The sequence below is a fragment of the Stenotrophomonas sp. NPDC077659 genome (assembly GCF_050268705.1).
Taxonomy (GTDB): Bacteria; Pseudomonadota; Gammaproteobacteria; order Xanthomonadales; family Xanthomonadaceae; genus Stenotrophomonas.
In genome coordinates, this window is record NZ_JBNNHG010000008.1 from 40,554 (window position 1) to 52,769 (window position 12,216).

General features: G+C 67.6%; 8 protein-coding genes. 5 read left to right on the forward strand and 3 right to left on the reverse strand.

From position 1 onward, the window contains the following. Window positions 1-198: 198 nt before the first annotated feature. Window positions 199-4,083 carry a phosphoribosylformylglycinamidine synthase gene (gene purL, locus ACQKDV_RS02505; RefSeq protein ID WP_427782215.1) on the reverse strand — a complete coding sequence of 1,295 codons (3,885 nt, stop codon included), beginning with the start codon at window positions 4,081-4,083 and terminating at the stop codon, window positions 199-201. Between the two features lie 828 nt (window positions 4,084-4,911). On the opposite strand from purL, the gene ACQKDV_RS02510 reads away from it, so the two are divergent. The 3 genes from ACQKDV_RS02510 (at window position 4,912) to ACQKDV_RS02520 (ending at window position 9,078) form a co-directional block, all read left to right on the forward strand. Continuing rightward, on the forward strand, window positions 4,912-7,020 hold the full coding sequence (locus ACQKDV_RS02510) for a glycosyl hydrolase family 18 protein (RefSeq protein ID WP_427782216.1): 2,109 nt from the start codon (window positions 4,912-4,914) through the stop codon (window positions 7,018-7,020). 425 nt (window positions 7,021-7,445) lie between these two features. Beyond that, complete coding sequence (locus ACQKDV_RS02515; protein ID WP_427782217.1) at window positions 7,446-7,838, forward strand: hypothetical protein; 393 nt, start codon at window positions 7,446-7,448, stop codon at window positions 7,836-7,838. Between the two features lie 565 nt (window positions 7,839-8,403). After that, window positions 8,404-9,078 carry a hypothetical protein gene (locus tag ACQKDV_RS02520; RefSeq protein ID WP_427782218.1) on the forward strand — a complete coding sequence of 225 codons (675 nt, stop codon included), beginning with the start codon at window positions 8,404-8,406 and terminating at the stop codon, window positions 9,076-9,078. Between the two features lie 48 nt (window positions 9,079-9,126). Here ACQKDV_RS02520 and ACQKDV_RS02525 read toward each other — a convergent pair whose 3' ends face one another. Further along, window positions 9,127-9,903, reverse strand: a complete 777-nt coding sequence (locus ACQKDV_RS02525) for a DsbC family protein (protein WP_427782219.1) — start codon at window positions 9,901-9,903, stop codon at window positions 9,127-9,129. Window positions 9,904-9,978: 75 nt separating this feature from the next. Here ACQKDV_RS02525 and ACQKDV_RS02530 point away from each other — a divergent pair, with 75 nt between their 5' ends. Beyond that, window positions 9,979-10,767, forward strand: a complete 789-nt coding sequence (locus tag ACQKDV_RS02530) for a hypothetical protein (RefSeq protein WP_427782220.1) — start codon at window positions 9,979-9,981, stop codon at window positions 10,765-10,767. Here ACQKDV_RS02530 and xerD read toward each other — a convergent pair. Then, window positions 10,690-11,667 (reverse strand): site-specific tyrosine recombinase XerD, encoded by a 978-nt coding sequence (xerD, locus tag ACQKDV_RS02535; protein ID WP_427782221.1) that lies wholly within the window; start codon window positions 11,665-11,667, stop codon window positions 10,690-10,692. The genes ACQKDV_RS02530 and xerD overlap by 78 nt on opposite strands. 56 nt (window positions 11,668-11,723) lie before the next feature. On the opposite strand from xerD, the gene ACQKDV_RS02540 reads away from it, so the two are divergent. After that, entirely contained in the window at window positions 11,724-12,215 is a 492-nt protein-coding gene (locus tag ACQKDV_RS02540; RefSeq protein ID WP_427782222.1) for an RDD family protein, read from the forward strand. The last annotated feature ends 1 nt before the right edge of the window (window position 12,216 follow it).

The following is a 12,216-nucleotide window of genomic DNA, read 5'->3' on the forward strand; positions in this document are numbered from 1 at the left end:
TTGCCGTGAAGCAGTTCACGTTTTCACGTATTTAGTGAAGGATTTTGTTAGAAACACGTGACGAAGTGTTGGCGTCATGTAAACGCATGTAACTGGTGGCTGCGGCAGGAGTTTCTGCCCACATAAAGAAAAACCCGACAGTCGCCTGTCGGGTTTTCCGTACTACATCGAATTGCGGCCTGCGCGGCGATTGCGCGATCAGCCGCACCACACCCGCGCGTTGCGGAACATCCGCATCCACGGCGAATCCCCCTGCCACTCGGCCGGGGCCCAGCTCAGGTTGAGCGCACGCGCGGTGCGTTCCGGGTGCGGCATCATGATGGTGACGCGGCCATCGATGCTGGTCAGGCCGGTGATGCCGTCCGGCGAACCGTTCGGGTTCAGCGGGTACTGGCTGGCCACGTTGCCGTTGCCGTCGACGTAGCGCAGCGCCACGCGGGCGGCGGCCTGGTCCACGGCGTTGTCGAACACGGCCTGGCCCTCGCCATGCGCCACCGCCACCGGCAGGCGCGAACCGGCCATGCCACGCAGCAGGATCGACGGCGACTCCACCACTTCCAGCAGCGCGGTGCGGGCTTCGAACTGCTCGCTGGCGTTGCGGCGGAACTGCGGCCAGTGCTCGGCACCGGGGATGATGTCCTTCAGCTGGCTCATCATCTGGCAGCCGTTGCACACGCCCAGGGCGAAGCTGTCTTCGCGGGCAAAGAACGCGGCGAAGGCATCACGCAGCGCGCTGCGTTCCAGGATCGAGGTCGCCCAGCCGCGGCCGGCACCGAGCACATCGCCGTAGCTGAAGCCACCGCAGGCCACCAGGCCGGTGAACTCCTGCAGGGCGACGCGGCCTTCGATCAGGTCGCTCATGTGCACGTCGAAGGCGCGGAAGCCGGCACGTTCGAAGGCGTTGGCCATTTCAATCTGGCCGTTGACGCCCTGTTCGCGCAGCACCGCCACACGCGGGCGGGCGCCGGTGCTGATGAACGGCCCTGCCACGTCCTCGGCCAGGTCGAAGCTGAGCTTCGGCTTCAGGCCCGGTGCCGTGAAGGCACGGGCCACCTCACGCTCGGCGTCGGCGTTGGCCGGGTTGTCGCGGCGCTTCTGCATCGCATGGGTCACCGACCACCAGGCGTCGAACAGCGCTTCCCAGCGCCACTCGGCCAGGTTCTCGCCGCCCAGCGACACACGCACCACCGGCGCGGTGCTCGGCTTGGCGATGCGCTGCGCGCATTCAATCAAGGCATGGCGCTCGATCAGGTCGGCGAAAGCCGCGCGGTCTTCGCGGGCAATCTGCACCACCGCACCCAGCTCTTCATTGAACAGGCTGCGGAACGGATCGTCGCCCCAGGCATCGAGGGTGATGTCCAGGCCCAGGCGCGAGGTGAAGGCCATCTCGCACAGTGCGGCGAAGGCACCGCCGTCGCTGCGGTCGTGGTAGGCCAGCAGCAGGCCCGCCTGGCGCGCGTCGCGGATCAGTTCGAAGAAGGCCCGCAGGCGCTGCGGGTCATCCAGGTCCGGCGCGGCACCAGCAAAGGCCGGCAGGTCGCCGTGGTCGGCATGCACCTGGGCCAGGATCGACCCGCCCAGGCGCTGCTTGCCGGCGCCCAGGCCGATCAGCCACAGCTCGCTGTCCACGTCACGGTCGAGCAGCGGAGTCAGCTGCTGGCGCACGTCGGCCACCGGCGCGAACGCCGAGATGACCAGCGACACCGGCGACACGCTCTTGTGCGCTTCGCCCTGGTCGTGCCATTGCGCCTGCATCGACAGCGAGTCCTTGCCCACCGGGATGCTGATGTCCAGCTGCGGGCACAGTTCCATGCCCACCGCCTTCACCGCGTCGTACAGCAGCGCGTCTTCGCCCGGGTGGCCGGCCGCGGCCATCCAGTTCGCCGACAGCTTGATTTCATCCAGCGCATCGACCGGGGCCGCGCACAGGTTGGTCAGCGCTTCGCCCACCGCCATGCGTGCCGAGGCGGCGGCGTCGAGCAGGGCCAGCGGGGTGCGCTCGCCCAGCGACATGGCTTCGCCGGCCACGCCGTCGAAATCGGCCAGGGTGATCGCCACATCGGCCACCGGCAGCTGCCACGGGCCGACCATCTGTTCGCGCGCGGTCAGGCCACCGACGCTGCGGTCACCGATGGTGACCAGGAAATTCTTCGAGGCCACGGTGGGGTGCGCAAGCACGCGCAGGCCCGCTTCGTGCAGATCCAGGCCGCCGGTCTTCAGCGCCGGCCAGCGCGGGGCCGGCGGGTGCGCGGTGTCGCGATGCATCTTCGGCGGCTTGCCGAACAGCACGTCCATCGGCAGGTCGATCGGTGCGTCGGCCGGGGTGTGGCCCGGCACGGCACCATAGGCCACCACCAGGTGTTCCTCGGCAGTGGCCACACCGACCGCCGCGAACGGGCAGCGTTCGCGGGCGCACAGCGCGGCGAACTCGGCCAGGCGTTCCTGGGCCACGCCCAGCACATAGCGCTCCTGCGATTCGTTGCACCACAGCTGCATCGGCGAAAGCGACGGATCATCGGTGGGCACCTTGCCCAGGTCGATGACGCCGCCGACGTTAGAGTCGTGCAGCAGTTCGGGGATGGCATTGGACAGGCCACCGGCGCCGACGTCGTGGAAGAACTTGATCGGGTTGTTGGCGCCCATCGCCACGCAGCGGTCGATGACCTCCTGGCAGCGGCGTTCCATTTCAGGGTTGTCGCGCTGCACGCTGGCGAAGTCCAGGTCCTCGGCGCTTTCACCGGAGGCCACCGAACTGGCGGCACCACCGCCCAGGCCGATCAGCATCGCCGGGCCACCGAGCACGATGACCGCATCACCGGCCTGCAGCGGGATCTTGTCGACCTGGATGCGGTCGATCGCGCCCAGGCCGCCGGCCAGCATGATCGGCTTGTCGTAGGCGCGGACCAGATCGGCGCCTTCGGGCAGCTCGAAGCTGCGGAAGTAGCCGAGCAGGTTCGGGCGCCCGAACTCGTTGTTGAACGCGGCGCCGCCGAGCGGACCGTCGGTCATGATGTCCAGCGCCGGTGCCATGCGCGGGTTCAGCGCGCGCGATGCTTCCCACGGCTGCGGCAACTCGGGAATGCGCAGGTGCGAAACCGAGAAACCGGACAGCCCGGCCTTCGGCTTGCCACCACGGCCGGTCGCGCCCTCATCGCGGATTTCGCCACCGTTGCCGGTGGACGCGCCCGGGAACGGCGCGATCGCGGTCGGGTGGTTGTGCGTTTCCACCTTGATCTGGAAGGCGCTGGGCACCTGCGGTTCGCGGCGGTATTCGCCGCTGGCTGGATCGGGGCGGTAGCGCGCGGCCGGGTGGCCTTCGATCACCGCAGCGTTGTCGCTGTACGCGCTGAGCGTGTGCTGCGGGGTCTGCTGGTGGGTGTTCTTGATCATCCGGAACAGCGAACGGTCCTGTTCCTGGCCGTCGATGGTCCAGCTGGCGTTGAAGATCTTGTGGCGGCAGTGCTCGGAGTTGGCCTGCGCGAACATCATCAGTTCGACGTCCGACGGCGAGCGGCCCAGCGCGGTGAAGCGTTCGCGCAGGTAGTCGATCTCGTCCTGGGCCATGGCCAGACCGAGGCGCTGGTTGGCAGCCTCCAGCTGATCCACCGGCACGCGTTCCAGCTCGCCACGGGCGGGCGCCGAGAACAGCGCATGGCCCTGCTCCACGGTCTCCAGCACCGACTGCGTCATCGGGTCATGCAGGGCCTTGACCAGCGCCTGCCGGGCGGCGGCCTCGGTCGGCCAGCCCTGCACGTCAATGCGCAGGCCGCGCTCGACCCGGCTGACCGGCTGGCCGGCACCGCGGACCAGTTCGGTGGCCTTGCTGGACCAGGGCGACAGCGTGCCAAGGCGGGGCACGACGATGCGGCTGACGGCGCCGTCGGCGACAGCCTCGGCCTGCGGATGGGCTTCCAGGATGCGGCACAGGGTGGCCACGTCAGGGACGGCCGAACCTTCGGGCTGGACGAAGTAGACGTGCCAGGCACCGCTGATGCGCAGGGAGGGAGCGATGGACTGCAGGCGGGATTCAAGGCGTTCGCGGCGGAACAGCGACAGGGCGGGCGCGCCCTCAAGGACCATCATGTCCGGGGAACCGTAGTTGGGAAACGGGCCCGACATTGTACCGGAACCGGGGGGAGGGCTTTGGCCGGGCGGCGCCCGGCACCCGCAGAGGCGCCCAAGCCACGGCAACGGCCGGAGCAACAGCCAGAGCAACGGCAACAGCGGGTTTCCTGGGGATGGCGGGGTGGCTCAGGTTGCGGGGGACGGCGCAAGTACGTCCATGTAGCCTCGGTCGCGCCATCCATGGCGCTCACGCCCCCGCAACCGGACCCACCCCGCCTCCGACAATTTCCCGGTGGCCAGTAGATCCACGCCATGCGTGGATGCCTCCCGGTAGTGCCGGCCGCTGGCCGGCAACCAGATCAAAAGCCAGAAAGTGGCATCACGAGCGCAGCGACCGGCTTTTGCTTTTGAATTTTCCTTTGGTCTTTCGTGGCTGGCGCGCACAGGAACCTGTCCGTGGCCGGGCGGGCGGGTTGCGCCGGGGCGTGAGCCGCATGGATGCGGCGACCGAGCTTACAAGGACGTACTTGCAGCGCCCCCTGCGCAGCCCACCCGCCCGGCCGACCCAAGAAACCCACAGCCCGCCCCAGCCACGAGGGGGCTCTGCCGATGGCGGCCAACCGCGCGCCAGCGCCGCCCTTCGCCGGAATGCCGGAAACATGCGCTCGCTCACGGATTGCCCACGCAATTGATGACAACGTTGTCCCCACCTGGCCCCGGACTCTCTCCCCGGCCCTCCAGGTACCCCCGTCCGCCCCACCGTCGCCCTTATGCCGGCGACGTCCGGACCTGCGTCACGCGCGGCGCCATCCGGGCCCGCGCGCCACCGGAAGTCGGAGACACACCATGTACGACAAGCTTGTGCAGAGTGCCGATGCACGCAGTGCCAAACGTTCCTCCCACTCCCCGCGCCGCCTGGCCTGGCTGCTGGCCCTGACCGTCGGGGCTGCCGCCCTGCCCGGTCTGGCCGAGGCGGCCAGCTGTGCCGGCGTCGCCCAATGGGACCAGGCCAAGATCTACCGGGCCGGCGACACCCTGCAGAAGGGAGGTGTCCTGTATCGGGCGAACCAGGACATCTGGAACGCACCGCCGGACCACCCCGCCGGGGCGCCCTATTACACCAACCTCGGCGCCTGTGATGGCAGCGGCAGCAACCAGCCGCCGGTGGTCAGCCTGACCTCGCCGGCCAATGGCGAAAGCTTCAGCGCCGGCAGCACGGTCACCGTGGCCGCAACGGCCAGCGACCCGGACGGCAGCGTCAGCAAGGTCGAGTTCTTCCGCGATGGCGGCTCGATCGGCGTGGACACCAGTGCGCCGTACAGCGCCAGCTGGGCCAACGCCAGCGCCGGCAGCCACACCCTGCGCGCGGTGGCCACCGACAACAGCAACGCCACCACCAGCACCCCCACCATCACCATCACCGTCAACGCCGCCGGTGGCGATACCACCGCACCCAGCGTGCCCGGCGGGCTGGCCGTGGGCACCCGCACCGCCAGCAGCATCGCGCTGAGCTGGAGTCCCTCCACCGACAACACCGGCGGCAGCGGCCTGGCCGGCTACGACGTGTACCGCAACGGCAGCCTGGTCGGCTCGCCGTCCAGCGCCAGCTACATCGATGGCGGCCTCACCGCCTCGACCACCTACAGCTACCGTGTGCGTGCCCGCGACAACGCCGGCAATGCGTCGGCCCAGGGCAGCGTGGTCAGTGCCACCACCCTGGCCGGCGGTGGCGGCGGTACCGGCAAGCGGGTCATCGGCTACTTCACCCAGTGGGGCATCTACGGCCGCAACTACCGGGTGAAGAACATCGACAGCAGCGGTTCGGCCGCACGCCTGACCCACATCAACTACGCCTTCGGCAACGTGCGCAACAACCGCTGCGAAGTGGGCATCACCCAGCCGTCGGATCCCAACAGCGGTGCCGGTGGCGATGCGTTCGCCGATTACACCAAGGCTTTCGGTGCTGGTGAGAGCGTGAGCGGCAGCGCCGACACCTGGGACCAGCCGTTGCGTGGCAACTGGAACCAGCTCAAGCAGCTCAAAGCCAAGTACCCGGACCTGAAGGTACTGATCTCGCTGGGCGGCTGGACGTGGTCGCGTGGCTTCTCCAGCGCTGCTCGCCCGGAAAACCGCCAGGCCTTCGTCGCCTCCTGCATCGATGCCTACATCAAGGGCAACCTGCCGGTGACCGACGGGGCCGGAGGCAGCGGGGCAGCACTGGGTGTGTTCGATGGCATCGACATCGACTGGGAATACCCGGTGGCCTGTGGCATTGCCTGCGGCGCGCCTGAAGACAACGCCAACTTCACCGCGCTGATGGCCGAGTTCCGCCGCCAGCTCGATGCAGTGCGGCCAGGCCTGCTGCTGACCGTGGCCGTGGGTGCGGGCATCGACAAGGTCCGTGTCACCGACCCGGCCGCGTACCACCCGTACCTGGACTACATCAACGTAATGACCTACGACTTCCACGGCGCGTGGGATGCGAAGACCAATCACCAGTCGGCGTTGTTCGATTCACCGAATGATCCGTCCACGGGCGACCAGAAGCTGTACAACAGCAACGATGCCATCGAGGCCTTCATCAGCCGCGGCGTGCCGGCGGCCAAGCTCAATCTGGGCATCGGCTATTACGGGCGTGGCTGGACCGGCGTGGCCAGCGGCAACAACGGCATGTACCAGACCGCCGGCGGTGCGGCACCAGGCACCTACGAGGCTGGCATCGAAGACTGGAAGGTGCTCAAGAACCTGGCCTGGCAGGGCTACACCGACAACACCGCCGGTGCCACCTGGATCTACAACGGCAGCACGTTGTGGAGCTTCGACACACCGGCCAACATCACCCGCAAGATGGGCTATGTGAAGACCCAGGGCCTGGGCGGTGCGTTCGTCTGGGAGTTCAGCGGTGACGACGCGCAGGGCACGCTGACCAAGGCGGTCAGTGATGGACTGAAGTAGGCAAGAAGCCGGGGGCACCACGCGTGCCCCCGGCTGGATATACCCGGATGCGTGGAATCTGGAAGCGCGCGGCAAGTGGGGCATGGCATACCGCTCATCTGCCTGCTGCACGGAAACGCCTGATGTCACTGCTCGACCCACTCCCCCCCTTGGTCTCGCCAGGCCTGGTCCTCGCCGTCTCCCGCAAGCTTTCCGCTGCGCTGCCTGCGCCACAGCCGCCAACATGCTCCCTGCCGCTGGCGGGAATCACCAACACCACACCGTTGCCTGGCCCGGCCTCACGTTCCGGTGAACCCATCCCTCCGGGCCCCGCTCTGCTGCAGCCCGGCTACCTGAAAGAACGCTGCAGACAGTGGGAAGCGCGCATCAGCGGTTCGACCCGGCCATCAGCGCAGGCCACGGACATGCCCGATGCCGCCTTGCAGATGTACAGGAAACCTCCGCTGCCCCCGGCCGCAACGTTCGCACTGCGTCGCGTGGAAGGCGCTCCGTCCGGCACCGTCGATCCCACACGACCGGCGCTTCCCCTGTTGGCAGCCATGGCCGAGCATCGGGCGCGGCACGGCGACACCTTCCAGTGGCGCCCGCTGCTTCTGGCTGGCATGCCGTATTCACCCCGCCGTGCTGAACTGCATCCGTACGGCATCCAAGCCCGCCTGTCAGGTGAGGCGATGGGCGCCGATGAACCGCCGGTCATCCGGCATACGCCGGCGGTCTTCGCAGAGCGCGTGGCCGTGCACCAGTTCCAGCAGCTGCTGGGAGCCTATGCGCAGATCATCCGCGATGCCGACACCACAGCGTCGCCACGCTGCAACTGAAGCATGCACGTGCGCGGATTATGGAAGCTGGTCCGGTGAGGGAGCGGCATAAAGCCTTTCCCTCTTGCAGTCGGACCGCTTCATGGCCTTCGGGAACATTACCGCGCCCCCGCTGTCGACACAGGTAACCGCGCTCTCCGATCTTCCACATATCGGAGACTGCGTCCGGAAAGGGAAGCTGATGGCCCTGCCATTGGCTTCCATCACCAATGCCCCCCATCCTCTACCTGGGTGGCAGGCTCCGAGGCTGCAGGCAGGCCACGTCGCCGCGCTTCGCGCGCGCTGGGAAGGTCTTGCACAGGTGGCTTCAGCTGGACCTGCGCGCGTAACGGAACGTCATCGGCAACCTCAGCCGGCCCCCGAACCACGATTCCCGCGGCACACGTCCAGCAAGGCGGGAATGCCGGCGGTTTCGCATGCTGCCGCTCACTTCGCGAAGTCGGGCAGGCAGACCGCGCGGGGGCCCGGAGCATGCACGCCCGGCCCTGCAGCAGATAGCGTCGCGCCACCGCCAAGAAGAACCGAGCTGCATCCGCATGGCCTCTTACTGGCATCGACAGGAAGCATGCGGGCCAACCTGCTCTACCCGCCAAGCATGCGGGAACTGCACCCTGTCGCCGTGCAGGCGCGTCTTCTTGACCAAGGCTTGGCAGATACCCTTGATGACGCTGCCGATACCGGGTGGACCGTCCCCGCTGCGGACGCCGGTCTCAACGCGGCCGTCCTTGCCGAAGCCATCCACCCGAGCCTCTCGACGATGGCACAGGCCGCCGACGATGAAGTCGTGCTCGACGTTGAAGACGATGGCAACGAAGAGGAGACCTGGGACGACTACGACGACTATTCGCCAGAAGAGCATCAGGCCCACAACGACCGTTTCCAGAGGGAAGAAAACGCACTGGCCGCCCTTGATGCGGCCCCGGATCGGTGGCCCGTGGCTGCCGTGCAGGAACCTGCGCCCGCATCCGCCGGAATGCAGCGCAGAGCAGGCCCGATCGGCACGCATCCGGACCTTCTCGAAGGCATCCGCACCTTCAAGGCCCACTCCACGCTGCGCCGTGTCGAGAAGAATCTGTCTTCACGCATTGGTGCCAGCGCGGCCCCGGACACCGCGAGCCTGCTCAGCGAAGGTGCACAACACCTGATAACCCGGTATCAGCTGCACGTTCACGAGTTGCAGCAGGTTCAAGTGGACCAGGCAATGTTCCCCCCGCGCAGCGATGATGAGTGGGAGGCATGATACCTGCAGCGCAGGGCGGCCGGCAGGTCACCCGGCCAGCAGTCCCCGTCAGTGCCTGGCGGACAGTGTCTCCAATGCCGCACGCAATTTCGCAGGCGGCAGGTACCCTCCCAGCTGGGTGCCATCGGGCGCGAAGATCGCCGGGGTACCGCTGACACCCAGCTGCTGACCCAGCGCGTACTGCATGGCCACCGGGTTGGTGCAGTTCTTCGCCGGCACGCTGCCGCCGCGCTTGGCATTGGTCAGCGCCTGGCGGCGGTCGGCCGCGCACCAGACCGAGATCATGTCGGTGTAGTCCTTGCTGCCCAGACCCATGCGCGGGAAGGCCAGGTATTCCACGGTGATGCCGTTGCGGTTGAGCTCGGCGATGTCCTGGTGCAGCTTGCGGCAGTAACCACACTCGATATCGGTGAAGACGCTGATGGTGTACCTGGCGTTGGGCGCGGCAAACACGATGCGGTCGCCGTGGTTGGCCTTGGCCAGCAGATCGCGCCGGTAGCCGAGCAGGCCCTCGCTGTTGGCCGGACCCTTGGTCTGGACATCGTAGGGCTGCGACTGGAACAGGTAACGGCCGTCATCGGAGACATACAGCAGCTGGCCCGACACCAGCACTTCGCGGAAGGCCGGGAATGGCGCAGAGCCGATGTAATCCACCTTGGCGCCGGGAATGAGCGAGGCCAGCGCGGCACGCACGTTCCGCTCGGCCGTGCTGCTGGCCGCGGCCGGTATGGCAGCGGAGGGGGCCTTGGCGGCCGGGGGCGCCGGCTGGGCGCAGGCGGTCAGGCTGAGGGTTCCCAGCAGGGCTGCAACGGCAAATCGGAGCATCGGGCGGTCCATCAGAGAGTCTGCGCCGATTCTCGCACACCCCCGGCGCTGGCAAGCCTGTTCAGCCGCCTGCCCATGATCGATTTCTGCAAGCCGCAGTACATCACTTGGGCAAGCATGGGGGGGTCTCCTGCCGATGCTGCTGATATGCCTTCCATTGCGTCGATCCCGCTGTTGTTCAGGGCCCATGTTCTGGGAAGCGTGTCTGCCCGCGTTGCATTGGATGCCAGGCAACTCACTTCCGCCAGCCTTGTCGCGGCAATGAAGTCGATCAGCAACGCAGAGGGAAAGCTGGCCCGCCAGGTGCAACATCGAGCGTTGCCAATGGAAAAAATGCAGAAGCGCGCGGAAAAGCTCGCCGACCTGCGCTGCTGTCTTTACAGCGAAACGACGCCACTGCAGCGCGCCGCATCGTTGGAGACCACACTCCGCAGAGTCCGCAACCTTCAACCGGTTGGCAGCCATGGCGCGGCGATGATGGAGCACCATTGCAGTACTGAAAATGCACACCTGCGCGGGCGGGGCCGGGTGGCGGCAGCATTCTGGGCAGGTGAGCTGAACCAGTGGGGGCGGTTCAACGAACAGATGCATCAACTGGTGGAGCACGAGCGGAGCGTTGTTCCTTCAGGCTACCCCAGCGAATTGATTGTCAGCAGCATCCTCTCGCACCTTGATCGGTCGCAGCCACAGAACTCCGGCTTCAACCCCCAGGCGAAAGTCCTGGTGCACTTCAAGAACAAACTGCTTGGCCCACCTGCGCCCTCGGCACAGCCCGGCCGGTCCCATCTACCCGCGCGGATGATGCCGCGCGTGCAGCTTCTGCAGGTGCTCCCGCGCGACCAGGGTGTAGATCTGCGTCGTTGACAACGAACTGTGGCCCAGCAGCATCTGCAGCGCGCGCAGGTCGGCCCCGCGGTTCAACAGATGGGTGGCGAAGCTGTGGCGCAGGCCGTGCGGGCTGATCCGCGCCGGATCGATGCCGGCCACCTGTGCATGGCGCTTGACCAGATGCCAGAAGGCCTGCCGGGTCAGCGCGTGCAGCGTCAGCTCCACAAACAGCGGGGTCTGGCCGTCTGCCAATGCATGCACCTTGCCCTTGCCCACCAACTGCGGCCGCGACTCCTGCAGGTAGCGCTCCAGCCAGTACTGCGATTCCTCACCCAGGGGCACCAGGCGTTCCTTGCTGCCCTTGCCGGTGACCCGCAGCACGCCCTGGCGCAGATTGACCGCGGTGGCCGGCAACAGCACCAGCTCGCTCACGCGCAGGCCGGCGGCATACATCAGTTCCAGCATGGCGCGGTCGCGCAGGCCCAGTGGGCTGTCGACATCCGGCGCGGCCAGCAGCGCATCGATCTGGCTTTCGGCCAGCGCCTTGGGCAGCAGCCGGGGCAGCTTGGGCGGATCCAGCAGTGCGCTGGGATCCTCGCTGCGCTCACCACGGCGCACGCCATCGGCAAAGAACGCGCGCAGCGCCGACAGCAGGCGCGCATTGCTGCGCGGTGACCAGCCATGGCGGGTACGCCATGCCAAATAATCAAACAGCCCCGCGCGCTCGATGGCGGCCAGACCGCCCTCGCGGCCATCCAGCCAGCGCGCAAGCCCTTCCAGGTCACGCCGGTAGCTGTCCAGGGTGGCACGGGCCAGGCCGTTCTCGGCCCAGATCGCATCGAGGAAGCGCTGGATGCGCACACCGTCATCGGCACGCAGTTGCGGCAGCTGGGTCACCAGCTGGCGGCGCTCGGCAGGGGTGGAAGCAACGGCCATGCGTGCAGGATACGAGGGCCACTGCGTGCGCGGCCAGCTTTGCGTATGCTCGGCGCATGTCCCAGCCTGCCACCGATGCGGCCACTGCGGCCGCCACTGGAACGCCCCGCCCCCGTGCGCTGCTGCCGTGGCGCGTGCTGGCGATGGTCTATGACGCGCTGCCGGTGCTGGCGCTGTGGATGCTGGCCGGCACGCTGTTCACTCTGGCCTACACCTTCAGCGGCCATGCACAGCGCGAGAACATCGCCCCCTTCAGTGCGTGGCAATGGCTGCTGTGGGCGGTGTGCTGGGCGGTGACCGGGTGGTACGCCACGGCCAGCTGGCGGCGCGGCGGGCAGACACTGGGCATGCGTCCCTGGCGGCTGAAGCTGGAATCACGCGATGGCACGCCGCTGCGGCGGCGCCAGCTGTGGCTGCGCTTCGGGGTGGCCACGCTGTCGCTGCTGCTGGGCGGGCTGGGCTTCTGGTGGGCGTGGCTGGACCGCCAGCACCTGACCTGGCACGACCGCGCCAGCGGCACCCGCCTGGTGCGGATGCCAAAGCGCTGAT

Excerpts from the sequence above, each read along its gene's own strand:
- ACQKDV_RS02520 (WP_427782218.1), top strand. The coding sequence starts at position 8,404 with ATGCGGGCCAACCTGCTCTACCCGCCAAGCATGCGGGAACTGCACCCT.
- ACQKDV_RS02540 (WP_427782222.1), top strand. The coding sequence starts at position 11,724 with ATGTCCCAGCCTGCCACCGATGCGGCCACTGCGGCCGCCACTGGAACG.
- ACQKDV_RS02530 (WP_427782220.1), top strand. The coding sequence starts at position 9,979 with ATGATCGATTTCTGCAAGCCGCAGTACATCACTTGGGCAAGCATGGGG.
- purL (WP_427782215.1), bottom strand. The coding sequence starts at position 4,083 with ATGATGGTCCTTGAGGGCGCGCCCGCCCTGTCGCTGTTCCGCCGCGAA.
- ACQKDV_RS02510 (WP_427782216.1), top strand. The coding sequence starts at position 4,912 with ATGTACGACAAGCTTGTGCAGAGTGCCGATGCACGCAGTGCCAAACGT.
- xerD (WP_427782221.1), bottom strand. The coding sequence starts at position 11,667 with ATGGCCGTTGCTTCCACCCCTGCCGAGCGCCGCCAGCTGGTGACCCAG.
- ACQKDV_RS02525 (WP_427782219.1), bottom strand. The coding sequence starts at position 9,903 with ATGCTCCGATTTGCCGTTGCAGCCCTGCTGGGAACCCTCAGCCTGACC.
- ACQKDV_RS02515 (WP_427782217.1), top strand. The coding sequence starts at position 7,446 with ATGTACAGGAAACCTCCGCTGCCCCCGGCCGCAACGTTCGCACTGCGT.